Source organism: Myxococcus sp. CA040A (assembly GCF_013336725.1).
Taxonomy (GTDB): Bacteria; Myxococcota; Myxococcia; order Myxococcales; family Myxococcaceae; genus Myxococcus; species Myxococcus llanfairpwllgwyngyllgogerychwyrndrobwllllantysiliogogogochensis.
In genome coordinates, this window is sequence record NZ_JABUMR010000001.1 from 78009 (window position 1) to 97710 (window position 19702).

General features: G+C 69.8%; 14 protein-coding genes. 4 read left to right on the forward strand and 10 right to left on the reverse strand.

Translation table 11 applies throughout. The features are described from left to right. Positions 1-40 precede the first annotated feature (40 nt). The 5 genes from HUA75_RS00310 to HUA75_RS00330 all read right to left on the reverse strand — a co-directional run bounded on the left by HUA75_RS00310 (position 41) and on the right by HUA75_RS00330 (position 5775). Positions 41-1357, reverse strand: a complete 1317-nt coding sequence (locus HUA75_RS00310) for a hypothetical protein (RefSeq protein ID WP_174485246.1) — start codon at positions 1355-1357, stop codon at positions 41-43. A gap of 60 nt (positions 1358-1417) precedes the next feature. Further along, positions 1418-1885 carry a nucleoside deaminase gene (locus HUA75_RS00315; protein WP_174477550.1) on the reverse strand — a complete coding sequence of 156 codons (468 nt, stop codon included), beginning with the start codon at positions 1883-1885 and terminating at the stop codon, positions 1418-1420. A gap of 151 nt (positions 1886-2036) precedes the next feature. Then, positions 2037-2858 carry a hypothetical protein gene (locus HUA75_RS00320; RefSeq protein WP_174485247.1) on the reverse strand — a complete coding sequence of 274 codons (822 nt, stop codon included), beginning with the start codon at positions 2856-2858 and terminating at the stop codon, positions 2037-2039. Between the two features lie 16 nt (positions 2859-2874). Then, entirely contained in the window at positions 2875-3696 is an 822-nt protein-coding gene (locus HUA75_RS00325; RefSeq protein ID WP_371745675.1) for a hypothetical protein, read from the reverse strand. A gap of 42 nt (positions 3697-3738) precedes the next feature. Next, positions 3739-5775 carry a serine/threonine-protein kinase gene (locus tag HUA75_RS00330; RefSeq protein WP_174485248.1) on the reverse strand — a complete coding sequence of 679 codons (2037 nt, stop codon included), beginning with the start codon at positions 5773-5775 and terminating at the stop codon, positions 3739-3741. A gap of 162 nt (positions 5776-5937) precedes the next feature. Between HUA75_RS00330 and HUA75_RS00335 the strand changes: the two genes are divergently transcribed. After that, the gene (locus HUA75_RS00335; RefSeq protein ID WP_174463144.1) at positions 5938-6615 is read left to right on the forward strand and encodes a GNAT family N-acetyltransferase; all 678 of its coding nucleotides are present in this window, start codon (positions 5938-5940) and stop codon (positions 6613-6615) included. 1 nt (position 6616) lies between these two features. On the opposite strand, the gene HUA75_RS00340 is transcribed toward HUA75_RS00335, so the two are convergent. Then, positions 6617-7651, reverse strand: a complete 1035-nt coding sequence (locus HUA75_RS00340) for a hypothetical protein (RefSeq protein ID WP_174485249.1) — start codon at positions 7649-7651, stop codon at positions 6617-6619. A 160-nt stretch (positions 7652-7811) separates the two neighbouring features. On the opposite strand from HUA75_RS00340, the gene HUA75_RS00345 reads away from it, so the two are divergent. Next, positions 7812-9260: a hypothetical protein gene (locus HUA75_RS00345; RefSeq protein ID WP_174457663.1), complete on the forward strand. Its 1449-nt coding sequence runs from the start codon at positions 7812-7814 to the stop codon at positions 9258-9260. Positions 9261-9265: 5 nt separating this feature from the next. Here the strand turns inward: HUA75_RS00345 and HUA75_RS00350 are convergent, their stop codons facing one another. From HUA75_RS00350 to HUA75_RS00365, 4 genes are all read right to left on the reverse strand, one after another. Beyond that, positions 9266-11806 (reverse strand): hypothetical protein, encoded by a 2541-nt coding sequence (locus tag HUA75_RS00350; protein WP_174485250.1) that lies wholly within the window; start codon positions 11804-11806, stop codon positions 9266-9268. Between the two features lie 205 nt (positions 11807-12011). Continuing rightward, complete coding sequence (locus tag HUA75_RS00355) at positions 12012-13406, reverse strand: ammonium transporter (protein ID WP_141646743.1); 1395 nt, start codon at positions 13404-13406, stop codon at positions 12012-12014. A 150-nt stretch (positions 13407-13556) separates the two neighbouring features. After that, the gene (locus HUA75_RS00360; RefSeq protein WP_174457661.1) at positions 13557-13841 is read right to left on the reverse strand and encodes a hypothetical protein; all 285 of its coding nucleotides are present in this window, start codon (positions 13839-13841) and stop codon (positions 13557-13559) included. Between the two features lie 150 nt (positions 13842-13991). After that, complete coding sequence (locus HUA75_RS00365) at positions 13992-15056, reverse strand: UvrB/UvrC motif-containing protein (protein ID WP_174485251.1); 1065 nt, start codon at positions 15054-15056, stop codon at positions 13992-13994. Between the two features lie 364 nt (positions 15057-15420). On the opposite strand from HUA75_RS00365, the gene HUA75_RS00370 reads away from it, so the two are divergent. Then, a complete protein-coding gene (locus tag HUA75_RS00370; protein ID WP_174485252.1) occupies positions 15421-16572 on the forward strand; it encodes an efflux RND transporter periplasmic adaptor subunit in 1152 nt (383 codons plus the stop codon). Beyond that, positions 16569-19691, forward strand: coding sequence for an efflux RND transporter permease subunit (locus tag HUA75_RS00375; RefSeq protein WP_141646747.1), 3123 nt, complete (start codon positions 16569-16571; stop codon positions 19689-19691). Before HUA75_RS00370 ends, HUA75_RS00375 begins: the two co-directional genes overlap by 4 nt. Positions 19692-19702 lie beyond the last annotated feature (11 nt).

Here is a 19702-nt window from a genome sequence, read left to right on the forward strand (position 1 = left end):
CACCTTCCGGCGGGGTTCCACGCCCTCGCGCGAGGCGCCCTCAGTCCTCGAAGTCGGACATCCAGTCGGGCTTCTTCGAGGGCACGGACGCCGAGGGGGCGGACGGCTCACGCCGAGTGCCAGGAGAGGGAGCCGCCGGGCGTGGCTTCGCTCCAAAGTCCTCCATCCAGGAGGGCGTGCCCGGCTTCGCGGCAGGCGGAGGCGCCGCTGGCTTCGCCCGCGTGAGTCGAGGCTTCGCCGCCTCCGGATGCGCCGCCGCGTGCGCGTTCAGGAAGTCCTGCATCCAGTCGCTCGGACGCGGAGGCTTGGGAGGAGCGCGCGGGGGCAGGGGACGCTGGGGCGCGGGGCTCGTCACTCGCTGCGCCGACACCGGGGGCGTGCCACCTCCCGCGCGGACCCGTGAGCGAAGCGCGCGCTCCGCTTCCGTGGGCCAGCCCGGCAGCGCCGCCAGGGCCTGACGGGCCAGCTCCAGGAACGCGGGTGTCGCGGCCTCCAGCGGGATCTTCACCTTCTCCGCGCGCAGCCACTCCGCCATGCGCGTGAGCAGGCCCGGGTGCTGACGGCGCAGGATGGCCACGTCACCCTTCACCTCGTAGCCGCGCAGCTCCAGCTCGGCGATGGCCATGGCGCGGCTGGGCACGGGCAACTCCATGCGGGCCAGCGCCTCCGGTCCACGATTCGCTCCGGCGTCCTCCTGGAGCTGGGTGAGCACATCGTGAAGCATCCGCGCCACCATGGGGCCGTTGGAGGCATTGCCCATCTGGAGCTCCGGAGGCACCGAGGGCCACGCGAGCACCAGCCCCTGTCCCTGGGCGATGACGTCCGGCCGGTCTCCCGGCAGGAGCGCCACGTAGCCGCGCGGCGCGGTGGCGCTCTCCATCGTCTGCACGTAGTGGAACGCGTCGGCCGCGCCCTGCGTCAGCCCCGCGAGCACGTCTCCTCGAGTCACCGTGAGCTGTCCCGGCACGCGCTGGGGTGACGTGCCCGGCCACGGGCCAGACAGGTGCCCGTAGAGGTACACGGGGTCGTTGAAGCCCTCGGCGTCGGCGGGGTGCTCGACGAGCTCCACGGAGAAGAAGAACAGCTCCGACGCGGCGATGCGCCGAGGCGTGCGTCCGGAGGCGACTTCGTGGTGCGTGAGCTGCGCGAGCGCGGAAGCGGGCAGGCGGCCTCGCTCGCTCGCGGGAACGACGTGCACCCCGCCCAGCGCGTCCAGGCCCACCAGCCACTCCGGCTCCAGGGCGTGGTTCGAGTCCAGTCGGAAGGCGTCCACCACGTGCGCGATTTCAGAGGCGTCCGAGTGGACGGGCTCCGGCGGCGTGGCGGCGTGGGGGATGAAGTAGCGGGGCAGGTTCACGGCGGCGGCGTCAGGCTCCCGCAACCGCGCGGACCACGCAAGCTCGGCACGGGCCCCGAGTCAGTCCCAGGCGCCCGCGTGGACGTCGCGCGCTTCCTTCAGGGGGATGGGGCCCTCCACCTCGGTGGGGCTGCTGCCCCGCTCGAAGACCTCCCGGCACGACATGGCGAGCCCGCCTCGGGATGTGCCCACCAGCTTCGCGAACTCCGCGGACGACAGGGAGAACACCACCCGGCGCACGCCACCCCAGAAGATGGCGCCCGCGCACATGGCACACGGCTCCGTGCTCGCGTACATCGTGCAACCCGCGAGGACCTCTGGCGTGAAGCGCCTGGTGGCGTCCCGCATCAGGTTGGACTCCGCGTGGCCCGTGCAGTCCCGCTGCGTCGCCACCGTGTTCTCGCCCTCCAGCAGCACCTGGCCCTGGGCGTCCACCAGCACCGCGCCGAAGGGCTGGTCCCCGCGCGCCCTCGCACGGCGTGCCGCTTCGATGGACTGCTGAAGGAATCGGGTTTCCTCGGGACGCATGGGCCAGCCTCCGGTTCGGGGCCGGCAACCTAACGACGCACCCGGGACCTCGCCACGGTTCCACGGGGAGGACGGACGTCGGCTCCTCGACCCGCGCCGTGTGTCCCCGGGGAGCTGGAGGCGAATCCAGCCCCCGGGGCACGTTCAGCGGTTACTGGTCGTCGCAGGGGGTGCCCAGGCGAATGCCCTCGTACACACCCAGGTCGTTGTAGATGAGCGGCAGGTTTTCCTCGACGGGCACCTGGCGCAGCTCGAGCGACTTCTTCGTGTTCTCAATCCAGACGGACGTCTTCGCCTTGTCCAGCACCAGCCGGAGGTCGCCCTTCTTGGTGGAGAAGATTTCGCCCTCCGAGTCGGAGATGACGTTGGTCATCTTCTGCGGCTTGAGCGCGCCACGCGGGCCGATGAAGACGCGGTAGTTCTTCTGGTCCGTGGTGCGCGCGCCCTTGTCCACGAAGTAATAGTTGCCCTTCGTGTCGCGCAGGAGCGCGTACGGCGCGAACTGCTGCGGGTTGGGGGCGTAGGCGGCCTTGCGCAGGATTTCCGCGCCCGGGCCCGCCTCCATGAGGTTGAGGGGAATGTTCTTCTCGCCGCACCGCACGGCGCACGTCTTCGCCTTGCGGTCCAGCTCCACCTCGGAGACCACGCGCCAGTCCTGGCCACGGAAGCTGGGGTTGGCCGACTTGTTGAAGAAGCGGGGCTCCAGGAAGCTCGTCCCGGAGGTGAACGGCAGGGACGGCACCAGGAAGAAGGTCTTCCCGTCACCGTAGTAGAGCTGGTCTCCGCCGCGCTCCTCCTCGGGAGCCACGACGACGTAGTGCCCCTTGCCATCGGTGCAGATGGAAGTGGACTCCATGATCATCTTCTGGCCCAGGTTCTCCTCCTTGCCCCAGGGGGGCTGGAGGGTCTCGGATGCCAGGGACGCGCTACAGGCGAAGGACACCGCCACGGCGGCGATACGCTGGAAGTTCATCGCAGGGTCTCTTGGACTAAAGGTTCGTCTTGTAGAACTTCTTGGCGAACGTCTCCTGATTGGAGGCGTCCTTCGAGGTGGTCCAGATGAGGCGCTGGGCGTCGAACTTCGGCTCCAGGCTCGCCCCCAGGCGGCAGCTCACCTGCTTCACCTTCTCCTTCACGGTCTGCTTCGCGACGTTGGAGACGTCACACAGCTCCTTCAGGACGCTGAGCGAGGGCTCACAGTAGCCGCTGATGCTCAGCTCCTTGAGCTGGTCGTCGGTGATGGTGCTCCAGTCGATGTTCGCCGCCACGGAGGTGCCACAGGCCTTGTTCATGTCCTGGAGTACGGCGCCGTAGTCCTTGTCGTGGCGCGCCATCTCGCCCTTGCGGTCGAACGCCATCAGCTTCTCCAGCGTGCCGTCCTCCTGCTGCTTCTGGTGCTGCTTGTAGACCTCCTCGGACTTGAGGGCCTTGGTGCGCTTCTCGTCGAAGGAGACGCGAATCTCCTTGCCGCGTCCCGGCACGTACAGCTCGTAGTTCGAGTTGCGCATGTACAGCACCGTGTAGCCCCGGCCGCGCCACTGGGTGGTGTAGTTGTGCTGCTCGCTGCTGTTGGTGCTCCAGTCCTTGAGCTCGAAGGGCAGCACCTTGCCGTCGATATCGGAGCCCGTGCCCTGCACGCGCAGGATGAACTTCTTGGACGAGCGCGGGGTGAGGGGGACGACGGCCACTTCCTCTCCCTCGGCGCCGGAATAGACCTTGCCGGCCTCGACGGGGGCCGCCGCGAGGCTTGCGGAAGCCCCCAGCAACAGCGTGGTGACGAATACCGCGACCAGGTTTCTCAAGCGATTCACCTCATGAGGCAGGGGCCCGTCCCATCCGGACGGCGCCATGTGTCAGAACTCGATGTCGTGCTGCTTGCAAAACTTCCGGACCCGGGGCTGCTCCGGCCGGGAGACCTTGGGCCATTGGGCCTTGGCGTTGCTCAAATCTCCCTGACGGCAGAAGGCCCGGGTGAGCAGCGAGTAGGACGCCAGTGGGATGACCTTGGGTTCCCTCCGCTGGCTGCTTCGTGCCAGACGAATGGCCTCCGCGGTGTCTCCCCCGTTTAAAGCACGCTCCCCATCCGCCAAAAGCTGCCGCAGCTCGTCAGACAGCTTTTCGGAAGGCTCGGGTCGGGTGGAAGGACGCGTGGAGGGGGGCGGATTCTTCGTCGCCACACCGGCCGGGTCGTCCGGAGGAGGGTTTTGCGGCGTCGGCGTGCCCGTCTGCGTCCCATTGGGCGGAGGGGCCACCGGGGTGCCCGTGGCGACCTGCGTTCCAGTGGTGCCCTGGGTGCCCGTGGCGACGACGGGCGGGGTGGCGGCCTGGGTCCCCGTGGCGGCCTGGGTGCCCGTGGCGACGGGCTGCACTGGCGGAGGCGTGGTGCCTCCGGTCGGCGTGGGCACCTGGGGCCGGGTCAACCACCAGCCGCCTCCGGCCACGGCGACGAGCGCGGCGACGATGAGCGCGGCCACCGGCGCACGGCTCTTCGGCGCCGGCGAGGACTGCGCGGCCACGGGGTGGACCACGGCGGCGCTCGCGGGCTGCACGGCGCCGGGCTGCACGGTGGGGGAAGGGGTGATGTAGCTCTGGGGCGCGACGGGCGGCGGCACGGACGGCGCCTGCTGGGAGATGAGCGTGGGGTCCAACCCAGGAGGGTCCATCAAGGGCGAGGCCTGAGGCGCCGAGGCATGGACGATGCCCATCTGCCCGGTGCCTCCGGAGGCGAAGGCCCCCGCCGGCGCCGAGGCATGGACGACGCCCATCTGCCCGGTGCCTCCCGAGGCGAAGGCGCCCGCGGGCGTGGCGGGCTGGACGACGCCCCTGCTCCCGGAGCTGCCCGGCGCCATCGTGTCCTCGAAGCCCATGCGGCCCGTGTCGGGGCCCTTGCGGACGCTGCCAGGCGCCAGCGTGTTGGACAGCGAGGGCGGGCCCTCGGAGGGCAGGGCGATGCCGGACGGCGAGCCGGTGGGGCGGGGCTGCGAGGCGTGGGAGCCCGCGGCCGGGCTGAGCGTGTGCAGGGGACTGCCGGTGAGGTCCTCCACGAAGGAGGCGATGTCCGGGTAGCGGTCCTCGATGCGCTTGGACAGGGCCTTGTCCACGGCGGCGATGGCGTGGGCCGGCGCCTCCGGACACAGTGGGGCGAGCGGCGCCGCCGGTTCGTAGACGACGCGGAAGATCATCTGGGCGATGCCCCCCGCGCCGAACGCGGGCGTGCCCGTCATCATCTCGTAGACGATGCAGCCCATCGCGAAGATGTCCGTGCGGGCGTCAATCTCGCGGTTCCTCCCCTGGGCCTGCTCGGGCGACATGTACTGCGGCGTGCCGATGAGCATCGCCTCCTGCGTCTGCACCGTGCCGGAGTCGAGGACCTTGGAGATGCCGAAGTCGAGCAGCTTGAGCCGCTCGCCCACCACGCCCCCGGAGTCGGTGGGTACGAGGAAGACGTTGGCGGGCTTCAAGTCACGGTGGACGATGCCCGCCCCGTGCGCGGCCTGGAGCGCGGAGCCCATCTGCCGCGTGAAGGAGTAGACGTCGTGCAGCGGCAGCCGCCCGCGCTCAAGCCGCGACTGGAGGCTCTCTCCGCGCAGGAACTCCAGCACCAGGAACGGCGTGCCGTCCTCCAGCGTGTCGTAGTCGAGCACCTCGACGATGTTGGGGTGGCCCAGCCGGGAGGCGATCTCCGCCTCGCGACGGAAGCGCGCGAAGATTTCGGCGGTGAGGTGGTCTCCACCGCGCAGCACCTTCACCGCGACCTGTTTGCCCGGAAGGCGCAGGTGCTGGGCCAGGTACACCGAGCCCATTCCTCCGCGCCCCAGGATGGACAGGACCTTGTAGGTGTTGCGCAGGACCGTATCGATGGAAAGGTCACCGTCGGACGGTCGATTCATGGGGCTGTGGCTCGCACGGGATTCTCAGGGGTGTTCCACCCCATTCCATCCTCCCACCCCACCATGAGGCAACCTTTCCGAGGCGGGATTCCGGACGGAGGCTGTCTTGAGCGGTGAGAACCCCTGGTGGCTTTCCGCCAGCCTGCTAAGGAAGCAGCCTGTATGACGAAAGTCGCGCCCCCCAAGGACTTGCTCGAGGTCCGCGTCCGCCGCATCCATCGCCGGGACCTCAACCGGACCTGGGAGTTCCTCAAGCTCGTCTTCCGCGACGTCAACCGCGAGACGGTGGAATACCAGCGCCCCCGCTCCAAGCGCCGCTTCATGGAGGTCTACACCTCCGAGTGGATAGAGCAGCTGCTCTATGAGGTCGACGGCGAAATCGTCGGCTATTCCGAGTGCGCCTTCGAGGCCACGGGCGACGACAACTGGGTGAACCCCCGCTGGTTCGAGAAGCGCGGCATGCGGCCCCTCTTCGTGGAGGAGCTCGCGGTGCACCCGGAATACCAGGGGCGCGGAGTGGGCAGCTTCATGTTGGATCAGCTCCAGCATCTGGCCCGCACGCGCGGCTGTACCCACCTGGTGCTGGAGGTGGCGGAGAACAACGAGGCCGCGCTGGCGTGGTACCGGGCGAGGACGTTCTACAAGCTCGACGCCGCCATCTTCCTCGCGCAGAAGGTGCCGGGAGAGCCGGAGCTGTTGCCGCCGCGTCGCATCAAGCGCCGGACGAAGGCGACCGAGGGCGAGGCCACCTCTCCGAACACCGGCCCCATGCCGGAGACCCCCGCGGCCCGAGGTGGCGCGCGCAAGGGCCGCGCTCCCGCGGCGAAGAAGGGAAGCTGAGTCACGGCGACTTCGCGGGGGGCGTCAGCGTGCGACTGAAGAAGCGCACGGCGTCCTGACTGAGCTCGCGGTGCAGCTTCACGCGGTCCACCCCCGGAGGGTCCACGCAAATCTCCGGGGTGTGCTTCGCCATCTCCGCCCGGCACGGCGCGAGGAACACGAAGTGCCCGGCCTTGGGCACCTGCGTGTACTCGGGCTGCTGGGGCAGCGCGTCGCGAACGCGGAGGGCCTGGGCGACACCGTCGAGCACCTCGTCCTGCTCCGCCGCGTACAACCGGACGGGCACCTTCACGTCCTTGAGTCCGGCCTCGTCGAAGAAGACGCCCACGGGCGCCATGACGAAGAGGGAGCGGATGCGAGGCTCCCGCGTGCCGCCGCGCAGCTCGGGGCGGACCGCGCGCACCGCCTTCATCTCGGTGCACAGGACACTCCTGGCGTGCGCGGCGTCTTCGCAATAGGGCCCAAGCTTGCCGAAGTCCGGTGACGCGCCCCCGAGCAGGAGCACGGTGTAGCCGCCCAGCGAGAAGCCCATGGCGCCCACGCGCGATGGGTCCACGAGCGGGCCCATCACCGCGTCCGTGAGCACCGAGTCCAGGAGCGTGCGCACCTGCCACGCGCGTCCCAGGAACACCTCGTCCGTGCCCGAGCGGGCGCCGTCGTTGTGCGTGTTGCCCGCGTGGTCCAGTGACGCGACGACGAAGCCCTTGCGCGCGAGCGCCGAGGCCAGGTCGCTGTGTCCCCAGCGCGTGCCCATGTGGCCGTGCGAGATGAGCACCAGCGGATGACGTCCGGGGATGGGCGGCAGGTCCTTGCCCGCGTCGAGCTGGAGCAGGTCCACCGGGAAGGGCTTGGAGGCTTGCGTGGAGGGATAGAGCACCACGCCCCGCAGGGGCCCGCCGTTCACCGGGTCCTTCATGGCGAGTTCGCGGTAGCCCACGCCTCGGATGATGGACGCGGAGGCGGAGGCCGCCACGAGCAGGGCGGCGAGCGCGAAGGCCCTGGAAAGCGCGGTGCCAGGTCGTCCAGAAGTCTTCATGGCCCTCTTATCGTCCGAGCCGGCATTCGATTGCACGGCCCCAGGGTGAAGGGGGCTGGACGACACGGGGTTGCGACTGGAGTCGCATGGGACGGACGGGGTGTGGACCTCATGCTCGCGCCCCTTGCCCCCCTTCGGGGGTGGACCGGGACAAGGGCTGATGAGGACGCCGTGGCGCGGATGGCTGCTGCTCGTGGCCTGGCTCGTCGCGGGGAGCGCGTGGGCCCAGGATGCGCACTACTGGACGCGTCAGTTCGGCAACCGGGCGTGGCTGCTTGGCGGCGCGCTGCTCGGAGACCCCGCGGACATCAGCGCCGTCTATTACAACCCCGGCGCCCTCGTGCTGGTGGGCACGCTGGAGCTGGAGCTGACGGGCAGCGTCTTCGAGTTCTCACGCCTGTCGCTCGTCAACGGCCTGGGGCCGGGCAAGGACCTGACGACTTCGCGCTTCGACGCGCTGCCCGCCTTCATCGCGGGCCCGCTGCGCTTCCACGGGCTGGGCCGCGCGCGCATGGGTTATGCGCTCCTCACCCGGCAGGGCTTCGAGACGCTGCTGACGCGGCGGGAGGACTTCACCGGCACCGACCTCGTCGGAGTTCAAGGCCTCTCGCAGTTGTCCTCCGACGTGCGGCTGGAGCACGGCGTGAAGGAGCTGTGGGCCGGCGTGAGCTGGGCGTATCCGCTGAGCAAGTCCCTGGGCGTGGGCATCACCCCGTTCCTCGCGGGCCGGCAGCAGCACGCGGACTTCCTGGCCATCTCCCAGGGGTCGGGCGCTGACGGGCGCGAGCTGCTCGCGACGGTGAGCCGCACCTATCGACTCCAGCACCTGCGCCTGCTGGCGAAAATCGGCGTGAGCTACCAGGAGGAGCGGTGGGCGATGGGCCTGACGGTGACGACGCCCAGCCTCGGCATCTACGGCACCGGTGAGGTCGGGCTCGAGCGCGCGCTGAGTCAGCAGGGCCTGCCCCTGGAGGGGCCCGCGCGGGTCTCCAACTTCCAACCAGGCACGCCCGCGCGCTTTCGCAGTCCGCTGTCCGTGGGGCTCGGCGGCAGTCGGGTGCTTGGCGGCACCACCTTGCACGCGGCGGTGGAAGTCTTCGCGCGCGTGCCGGTGTTCCGCATCCTCGACAGCGACCCCATCCCCGTGGAGGGCCCCGAGCGCGTGCTGAGCAGCGACGTCTTCTACGGCCTGGAGCCGGTGGTCAACGCGGCGCTGGGCGCGGAGCACCGCGTGGGCGACAAGCTGCGCGTCTACCTGAGCGTCCACACGGACTTCAGCGCCGCCATCGACCTGCCCAACACCAGCACGCTGCTGGGGACGAGCGACCTGTACCACGTGGCCACCGGCGTCTACTTCCCCGTGCGGCACTCGCGCGTCACCGTGGGCACGGACCTGGCGTGGGGCCGTCAGACGACGCGGCGCTTCTCCGACCTGCTCGCGCTGACGGGCCTGCCGCCCCCGAGCGAATCGCAGGCGATTCACGTCTTCCACGCCACGCTCGTCGTCGGTCTCACCCTGGGCCTCGGCGGTGGTGAGCGGGAAGAGGACGAGGCGCGACCCAGGTCGGACCTGGAGGTGCCCCTTGTGGATGAGGGTGGGGCCCGGTAGCGCCGTCAGAAGCTCAGCGTGCCGAGCAGCTCGAAGGTGTTGCGGTAGACGTGCACGGGCTCGGTGACCGCGCCCGCCAGCGAGTCTGGCGCGGTGAGGTCCCGGATGCCCAGCTCGTGGCGGGACAACACGTAGCCGGCGCGCAGGCCGCCATCGAGGCCGCGCAGCCCGGGGAAGAAGCCCCTCACGAGGATGACGTCCAGGCCCGCGCCCAGATGCAGTGTGTTGGGCCACAGGTTGCGGAAGAAGCCGGGCAGCCGAATCCAGTACGAGTTGGGATTGGCCATCCCCACGCCGTTGATGTTGCCTTCCTCCAGCCGATACCACGTCAGCCCGTAGCCGACCTTGACGTACGGCTGGAAGCCGCCGGGCAGGATGTTGTAGCGGATGCTGCCCGCGTACTCCCACAGGTTCAGCTTCGCGCGGAGCCGGAAGAGATTCTCCTCGCCCGCGAGCGGCACGTCGATGCCCACGTCGCTGCGCGAGTGCAGCAGCGTGTTCTCCGACGTGAAGCGGTCCCCCAGATAGAAGCTCACCTTCAGCGTGGGGGAGATGGCCGTGTCCACCACCGGCTGGATGAACCGGGACGGCTGCTCACTGATGGTCGGGTCCAGCGCGAGCAACTGCGGCCCCCACTCGGCGAGCTGCCGGTCATTGAGCAGCAGCGCGGCGAAGTCCTCGTCGAGCAGCCCGATGCTGATGCCCGCCTCCACGCTCGCGCGTCGCCGGGGCAGTTGTTTCTGCGGCGTATAGACGGGCTCGTGTTTCTCCACCAGCGCGCGGATGGGCAGGCCCACCACCCGGTAGAGGAAGTCGAACGGCGGCAGGCTGATGAGGATGGCCACCGGGCCGTTGAGGAAGCCCAGGTTGTTGGAGAAGTTGTCCTGCACGTCCAGGGGGAAGAACCAGGGCAGCTCTCCGGGCGCGTAGCGGATGAAGCCCGCGTTGGGAGCGGGTCGGTTCCAGCCCTCGCTGAAGGCGGGGCCGGTGATGGACAGGTTGCCCATGTCCGAATGCGCGACGATGCCCGCCAGCGGCGAGGCGGCGGAGGGGTAGCCCCAGCGCAGTGGCAGGATGAGCCAGGACCACTCGCGGCGCACCGACGGGTCGTCGATGGCCATGTCGTAGACGCGCTCCCAGTCCGGCACCAGGTCGATGCGCTCCGCCATGTCGTAGCGCACCACGTCCTCGGGCAGGGGCCGCTTCGGGTCCGACAGGTACTCCTGGTGGTCGAAGTGCTTGGGCACCGCTTCCGTGGAACCCGCGGGGCCCACGTCCTTGAAGACGCCGGGCAGCGGATACGTGGCGTGTGACTCGCGAGCGTGCGGGCCGGGGGAGGCGAGCAGCTGCTCCAGGCCCTTCGAGTCCGCGCCGATGTACCCGATGGGGTGCGTGTTGATGCGGGTCTCCTTCTCGTCCGCCCAGACGTAGCTGCGCACCCGCGCCAGCAGCTTCTTCTCGCCGGGTCGGTCCTCGCCCCGCAGGTCCACCAGCTCCTCCCATTGCTTGCGCGGCAGGTACGCGTTGGGGCTCGCGAAGTCGAAGACCATGGAGTTGCGGTGGAAGAAGTACTCGGTGCGCTTGAGGACCAGGGGGTCCGGGCCGTCGGCGGCCCAGCCGCCCGCGAGGATGCGCCGCATCTCGTCCTCGGTGAGCGGGCGCTCCACGGCGGACAGGGGCGAGATGACGGCGCTCACGTGCTCCCAGTCGCCCTCGTGATTGTTGCCCCCGGCGTTGAAGGGATAGAAGAACCAGAACTGGATGAGCAGCTCGTATCCGCGCAGGCCGTGCTTCGCGTCGCGCACCTCCGAGAGGAACGGATGCGCGTAGACCTTCTCCGTGCCCTGGTAGCGGCGCGCAATCTCATCCGGCGTGGGGCTCGCGTATGCCTCATGCCACGTCGAGGGGTCGAAGCCCGGGAAGTCGAAGTACATCACGGTGAAGGGCGCCTGCTCGGCGGCCACCGCGTCCTGTCGCAGGCGGGGAATGGTGGGGTGGTCCGGGTGGAACTCCCGCAGCAGCGCGATGAGGCGGCAGTCGTCGCGCGCATCCCGTCCGGACTGCTCCGTCTGGAGTGAGACTTCGGGTGCGCCGTCCTCGGGACAGGGATGGCCGAGTGAGGAGAAGTTGATGGAGTCGCTGCGCATCAACACCGAGCCCGGCTTCGCCAAATCCCACGTGTCCAGGTTCAACAACAGGCCGCCGGGCAAATCTCGGAAGGCCTTGTGGTCCATGGGGAAGGTGTACGTGTTCTTCACCAGGATGGGCGCGAAGCGCACCGCCAGCGCCTGCAACACCCGGAACCGGTTGTCGTCCATGCCGTCGCGCGGCGTCTCATCGCGGTAGGACGGGTCCGCCGTGTCGCCGTAGAGCGAGAGCGCCTCGCTGGCCGTCGTCTGCCGGACGATGCGCGGATAGGCCAGGGGCACGTAGCGGAAGTACTCCTCGCGCGTCGGCGGCCCGGAGGCCCGAGCGTCGCTCGGGTGCGTCAGCAGACCCACGAGCAGCAGGGCCTGTGCGGCATGGACCGCGATACCGTGGCGCATGGTGTCCCCCCGGGACTCGCGGCGCAGTGCCTCACGTGGGCGCTCGCGATGAGGGGAGCCTAGGAGGCGCGCCCGCGCGCAATCCCACGGGATGTGCCGGGAGCGTCGGACACCGTACGGAGACCCGGGTGCGAAGGGGAGGCACTCACCCCCACGCACCCGGTGGTCAACAGTCGCGGCGCGCGGGCTCGCGCGCTTGCTCCACTCAAGCGGGGAGCGGCTCCGTGGAGCCCTGCGTCGTCGCGGTCGCCGGAGGCGCGGACGGCGCTTCGCTCGGGGCGGTGCGCGGCGCGGGGGCGATGGTCGACTCGCCCATCGTCTCGCCGTGCTGGCTCAAATCCAGGCCCTGCTCCTCCGCCTCGCGGGTGACGCGCAGGGGCACGATGCGGTCCACCAGCTTGTAGAGCAGATAGGAGCCGATGAAGGAGAAGGCGGACACCAGCGCGAGCGCCAGCATGTGCATGAAGAACGTCTTCGTCTCGCCGTAGAGCAGCCCCACGTCCTTGGCCAGCACGCCGGTGAGCACCATGCCCACCACGCCGCCCAGGCCGTGACAGGGGAAGACGTCCAGCGTGTCGTCGATGGACGTGCGGCTCTTGAGGTGCACCGCCGCGTTGCTCACGAAGCTTGCGACCAGGCCCACCATGATGCTCTGCCCCACGGTGATGAAGCCCGCGGCAGGCGTCACCGCGACCAGGCCCACCACCGCGCCCACGCACGCGCCCATGGCGCTCGGCTTGCGGCCGCGCAGCCAGTCGAAGGCAATCCAGCCCAGCATCGCCGCCGCGGATGCCGTGTTCGTGGTGGCGAAGGCCAGCGTCGCCAGCGACGAGGCCGACAGCGCCGAGCCCGCGTTGAAGCCGAACCAGCCGAACCACAACATGCCCGTGCCCAACATCACGAAGGGCAGGTTGGCCGGCGTGTGCGACGCGTTCTCCAGATGGACCTGCCGGCGGCCCAGCACCAGCGCGCCCGCCAGCGCCGCGAAGCCCGCGGACATGTGCACCACCGTGCCGCCCGCGAAGTCCAGCACCCCCCACTCGCGCAGGAAGCCCTTCGGGTGCCACGTCCAGTGCGCCAGCGGCGCGTAGATGACCAGCGTGAAGAGCACCATGAAGAGCACGTACGCCTTGAAGCGCACCCGCTCCGCGAAGGCGCCGGTGATGAGCGCCGGGGTGATGATGGCGAACTTGAGCTGGAACAGCGCGAACAGCATCAGGGGAATCGTGGGCGCCAGGTCCGGGTGCGTCTCTCCACCGACGCCGCTGAACATGAAGAAGGTGCGCGGGTCGCCGATGATGCCGTGGATGCTGTCGCCGAAGCAGAGGCTGAAGCCCACCACCACCCAGAGCAGGCTGATGACCGCCATGGCGATGTAGCTCTGCAGCAGCGTGGACACGACGTTCTTCAGCCGCACCATGCCGCCGTAGAAGAAGGACAGGCCCGGCGTCATCAACAGCACCAGCGCCGTCGCGGTGAGAATCCACGCCGTGTCCGCTGGGTTGATGGGCCCCCCTTGCTTCACCTGCGCCGCCGGCGTCACCAACATGCCCGCCACGCCCACTCCCACCAGCAGGGCCAGTGCCAACCACTTCTTCATCGCGTCACCCCAAGGAAGACTGACGCAATGCAGTATGAGGCCGGCGTGGGCCAGATTCAACGGACCGGAGTCTTAAATCCCGTCGGATACAGCTAAAAATCGATAGAATTGGGCTTAAAATTCATGAATCTGGGCGGGATGTAGGGTCATCTACTTCACGATGATGCGGCCACCCTTGATGTCCAGGTCCTCGCCGCCCTTGAGGACGACGTTGCCCCCGTCTGTCTGGATGGTGCAGGGCCTCGAGCCCTGGATGGTGACGGAGGCCGTCTGGCTCTTGCCGAACGAGACGGAGGTCTTCACGCCGCTGCACACCGCCGTCCAGGTGTAGTCGCGCGAGTCGCGGTTGTAATAGCGCACGGTGACGGCGGCCCATGCGGCCGACGACGCCAGCAGGCCGGCCACGAGGGTGGCTATCGAGAGCCTGGCTTTCATTGTCTCCCCCTTTGAAGGAAGTGGCGCAGTCATACCCGTTGGCCCTGACGCGCGCTCGTCACGCGAGGTGAGACATACCCGCCGAGGCGGCTGGCTTCGTCCCCGCGTGGAGTCCTACGCAGACATACGAACCGGGCGCGCGCGCCTGGCTCACGTGTGCGTCGGTGGCGCCGCGGTGGCCTGGTCGAACTCGTCGGGGTGGAGGTGGAACCAGCGGGCGATGAGCATCACCTCCTGGGCTTCGTGGGCGCGCAGGCCGAGCGTCTCGGGCTCGGGGCGCTCGAAGATTTCCCGGACGCGGGCCTCCAGGGCTTCGCGCTCCTCGGGGGTTCGCGGCGCGGGCCGCTCGTCGCGCACGCTGCCCCGGCGCAGGACGTAGACGCGGTCGTCTCCGGCGTGGCCCGGCACCGTGTACACGAAGGACAGCCGCTTCATCGTCCGGCCCAGGGAGACCATCCACTCGCGGAGGTTCTTCAGGCGCTCCGCGCGGTCTCTCAGCTCCGCGGCGTACTCGAACTGCAGACGTCGGGCGGCCAGGGCCATGCGCTCGTGCAGCAGGGTGAGCGGGACGTCGGAGGTGCCTTCCAGGAAGGCCCGGGCCTGGGCGATGCGGGCGTCGTACTCGGCATGGGTGCAGCCGCCGGCACAGGGCGCGAGGCAGCGGGAGAGCTGGCCGCGCATGCACAGGGGCTCCTGCTTCAGCGGGAAGAGCTGGCCCTGGTTGGCCAGTCGCATCGGTGTGTCCGCCGCGCAGTCTCTCAGCTCGAGCAGGTCGTTCACCGCGCGCACCACGTCGGAGACCGCGCCCTGGCCCTGGAAGGGGCCGTAGTAGTCGCCGCTCGCGCCGGTGACGCGCCCCACGACGTGCAGGCGGGGCACGGCCTCCTTGGTGAGGTGGAGGAAGCAGTGTCCCCGGTCTCGCTTGTGCTCCACGTTGTAGAGGGGGCGGTGGAACTTGATGAGGCGCAGCTCGCGCAGCAGCGCTGCGAACTCGCTGGGCGTGTGCTCCCACTCTACCTGATGCGCGTGGGCGATGATGTCCGCCGCCTTGTCGCCGGGCTCCGCGCGAAAGTAGGAGAGCAGCCGCGAGCGCACCCGCACGGACTTGCCGACGTAGAGCACTTCGCCCGAGGGCCCCAACATCCGGTAGATGCCGGGCCGGTTCTCCGCGTTCGCGCGGACGTGTTCGAGGAGTGAGGCGACGCGGGAAGACATGTGCGGCGAAGGCCCGGCCCTGTGCGTGCCGGACGACATGTCACCGTACACCTCGGTGCGGGCCTCGCGCGGCCCTCGCCTCTTCCCTCCAGCGTGCTTGTCCGTGGGGCGGACGGCCTGGTCGCATGCGAAGGCGAGCAGGTGAGGAGGGGGTTGGTCGCGCCCGCGACGCGCCACATGCGAGGCCGCCGCTCGCCATGAGGGCACCCGTCCACGTCCAGACTTCGATGGAGGTTTATGAAGTTATGTGAACCACCTTGTCTCGTTGAGTTAACGGCGTTAAGTGATGGTCCTGTGTAAACCCGGCCTCGCGATGAGGCGGGGTGTCTGCCTGCCTCGATGAAGGCGGGAGGGAGTCGCCGTCATGGTGCGTGCCCCGTCGTTGACCCTGTCCGCCGCGTGGATGAGCGGCTTCGCCATCCTCGTCGTGGGGCTGTTGTCCCTGGTGGGGTGCTCGCGCCCGGCAACCGCCGCTCCGGGGCCTGCTTCCTCCGCTGAAGCGCCCGCCCAGGTGCGCTCCGTGCCCGTCGTGGCGGAGGAGGTCACCCGTCCGGTGCGCGCCAGCGGGGTGCTCGCCGCGAAGCAGGAGCTGCGGTTGTCCTTCAAGCTGGGTGGCATCGTCAGGCAGGTCGCCGTGGACGAGGGTCGGTCGGTGACGCGAGGGCAGGTGTTGGCCGCGTTGGACCCGTCGGAGATTGGCCCTCAGGTGGCCCAGGCTCGCGAGGGGAGGGACAAGGCGGCCCGGGATTTGGAGCGCGCGAAGCAACTTCACGAGGCCCAGGTGGCCACGCGCGCGCAGCTGCAAGACGCCACCACGGCCTTCGAGGTCGCCGACGCCGCCTGGAGCGCCGCGGCCTTCAACCAGCGACAGGCCACCCTCGTAGCGCCCTCGAACGGACGCATCCTCCGGAGGCTGGTGGAGCCCGGTGAGGTGGTGTCCCCCGGCCAGGCCCTCTTCCAGTTCGCGAGCGCGGACGGCGGCTGGGTCGTCCGCGTGGGCCTGACGGACCGCGACGTCGTGCGCGTGCGGGAAGGGGACGCGGCGGAAGTATCGCTCGACGCCTACCCCGGCCGGACGTTCCAGGCGCGCGTCAGCGAGATTGCCAGCGCCGCCACGCCGGGCCTGGGCACGGCGGAGGTGGAGCTCGAGCTGCGACTCCCCAAGGAGGTTCCCGCACGCGTGGCCGGCGCCGACGAGCGAGGTGGCGCGGAGCCCTCCCCTCGACTGCTGTCGGGCCTCTCCGCCAAGGCACGGGTCCTTCCGTCCGAGCGGCAGACGGTGCGCTTCATTCCGGTGGAGGCCCTGCTGGAAGGGGACGGTGACGTGGCCAGCGTCTTCATCGTGAACCCGGATGGTCGGAGCGCGCGGCGCCAGCGCGTGAGGGTGGCCTTCCTCTCCAACGAGGACGGCCGCGCGGCCCTGTCCGAGGGGCCCGACGTGGGCGCCCACGTCGTCACGGATGGCGTGGCCTTCCTCCGCGACGGCCAGGCGGTGGCGGTGGTGGAGGCGCGATGAAGCTCTCCACCGCGGCCGTGAAGAACCCGCAGCTCACCCTGGTGGTGTTCGCCATGCTGGTCGCGCTGGGCGTCTCCAGCGCGCTGTCCATTCCCCGCGCGGAGGACCCTGTCTTCCCGATGCCGGGCTTCACGCTCATCGCCGTGTACCCCGGAGCGAGCCCGTCGGACCTCGAGCAGCTCGTGGTGGACCCGCTCGAGGAGGCCTTCGAGGAACTCGATGACGTGAAGGAGGTGCGCAGCCAGATGGAGGACGGGCTGGCGCAGCTGGAAATCGAGTTCGAGTCCTCCACGGACCCGGATGACAAACACGCGGAGGTGTTGCGGCAGGTCACCGCCACGCGGCCTCAGCTTCCCTCGGGACTGGTGCGCCTGGAGGTCCTCCGTCACAGCGCGGCGAACGTGAGCGTGGTGCAGTTCGCCCTGGTGGGGCCTCATGTCTCCGCGCGGGAGCTGGAGCGGCACGCGGACGCCCTGGCGGACCGGTTGACGCATGTGTCCGGCGTGAAGAAGGCGGAGGTCTTCGCGGCGACGAAGCAGGAGGTGCGCGTGTCGGTGGACCCGGAGCGGCTGGCGCGCGTGGGCGTGTCGCTGGAGCGGGTGCTGCAAGCGCTCGGCGGCGCCAACCTCAATGTCCCCGCGGGCAGCGTGGACCTGGGCGCGCGGCGCTTCAACGTGAAGACGAGCAGCGAGTACACGTCGCTCGAACAGGTGCGCGCCACCGTGGTGTCCGGTGGCGAGGCGGGCGTGGTGCGCTTGCAGGACGTGGCGGAGGTTTCGTTTCGGGACCAGGACGCGGTGCACCTGGGACGCTTCAACGGCGAGCGCGCTGTCTTCGTCGGCGTCACGCAGAAGGAAGGCGGCAACGTCTTCGCGGTGAGGGACGCGTCGCTGGAGGTCGCCCGCGAGTGGGCCCGGGAGCTGCCGAAGGGTGTCCGCCTGGAGACGGGGTTCGACCAGTCGCTCCAGGTGGAGCGGCGGCTGGGCGGCTTCGCGATGGACTTCGCGCTGGCGCTGGCCCTGGTGCTGGTGACGCTCCTGCCCCTGGGCTTCCGGGCCAGCCTCATCGTCATGGTGTCCATTCCCCTGTCCCTGGCCCTGGGGCTCGCGGCGCTGCACCATGCGGGCTTCACGCTCAACCAGCTCTCCATCGTCGGCTTCGTCATCGCCCTGGGGCTCCTGGTGGATGACAGCATCGTGGTGGTGGAGAACATCGCCCGCTTCCTGCGCATGGGGCGCAGCCGGGTGCGGGCGGCCATCGAGGGCACGTCGCAGATTGGCCTCGCCGTGCTGGGCTGCACCGCCACGCTGGTGTTGTCCTTCGTTCCGCTGCTGTTCCTGCCCGGCACGTCCGGTCAGTTCATCCGCAGCCTGCCCATGGCGGTGGTGTTCACCATCCTCGCCTCGCTGCTGGTGTCGCTCACGGTGATTCCGCTCCTGGCCAGCCTCTTCCTCTCGGAGGGCGAGCACCCGGAGGGCAACCGCGTGCTGCGCTTCTTCCACCACTTCATCGAGCGCAGCTACCGCCCGCTGCTGCACCGCGCGCTGGCGCGGCCGGTGGTGACGGTGGTGGTGGCCGCGGCGCTCTTCGTGGGCAGCCTGGCGCTGGTGCCGGTGGTGGGCTTCAGCCTCTTTCCGAAGGCCGGCACGCCCATGTTCTACGTGAAGGTGGAGACGCCCGAGGGCGCCAGCCTCCCGGAGACCGACCGGGCCGTGCGCTTCGTGGAGGACGCCCTGCGCCGCCGGCCGGAGGTCGTCTCCGTCTCCGCCAACGCGGGGCGGGGCCACCCGTCCGTCTACTACAACGTCCAGCCGAGCGCGGAGCGACCCAACGTGGGCGAGCTCTTCGTCCAGCTCCAGGACTACGACTCGGAGACGACGCCCGCGCTGCTCGACGGCCTGCGCGCGGAGCTGTCCGCGTACCCCGGCGCGCGCATCGAGGTGCGCGAGTTCGAGCAGGGGCCTCCCATCGAAGCGCCCGTGGCGGTGCGACTGGTGGGGCCGGAGTTGGAGACGCTGCGCACGCTGGCCGCGCGGACCCAGCAGGTGCTGGAGACGACGCCGGGCACCCTCTACGTGAAGAATCCGGTGCAGACGCGTCGCACGGACCTCCAGGTGGAGGTGGACCGGGAGAAGGCGGGGCAACTGGGTGTGCCCGCGGCGGAGGTGGCGCGCGCGGTGCGCTTCGGGCTCGCGGGGCTGCCGGCGGGCACCTTCCGCGACGAGGCGGGCGAGGACCATCCCATCCTCGTCCGGATGCCGCTGGAGTCCGGCGCCTGGCCGGCATTGGGCGCGCTGGAGCGCCTGCATGTGGCCAGTGTCACCGGCGCGCAGGTGCCGCTCATGCAGGTGTCCCAGGTGCGCCTGGAGGCCAGCCCCAACCGCGTCACCCACCACGACGGCGAGCGCTCCGTCACCGTCTCCGCCAGCGTGGCCACCGGCTACATCAACGACAACGTCATCCAGGACGTGCTGCGCCGGCTGGACGCGGAGGTGAAGCCGCCGCCGGGCTACCGTCTGGAAGCGGCCGGAGAGCTGGAGAGCCGCCAGGAGAGCTTCGACGGCGTGTCCGCGGCCGGCATCATCGCGGCCTTCGGCGTGCTGGCGGTGCTGGTGCTGGAGTTCCGCACGTTCCGCAGCACGCTCATCGTCGCGTCGGTGATTCCGCTGGGACTGGTGGGCGGCATCCTCGCGCTGTTCCTCACCGGCAACACGCTGTCGTTCACCGCCTCCATCGGCTTCATCGCCCTGGTGGGCATCGAGGTGAAGAACAGCATCCTCCTGGTGGACTTCACCAACCAGTTGCGCGCGCGGGGCCTGTCCGTGGACGAGGCCATCGAGCAGGCGGGCGAGACGCGCTTCCTGCCCATCCTGCTCACCACGCTGACGGCCCTGGGGGGCCTGCTGCCCCTGGCGCTGGAGCACAGCAGCCTCTACTCACCCCTGGCGTGGGTCATCATCGGTGGGCTGATTTCCTCCACCGTCCTCACCCGGGTGGTGACGCCGGTGGTGTACAAGTTGCTGGCCCCGGAGGTGGAGCGGGAGGGCGAGGCACCGGCCAGCGAGGGGCCTGCGTCCCCGCTGCCCGGCTCCGTCGCATCGGCCGGTGGCGCGGCATAGCGGCACTCGAG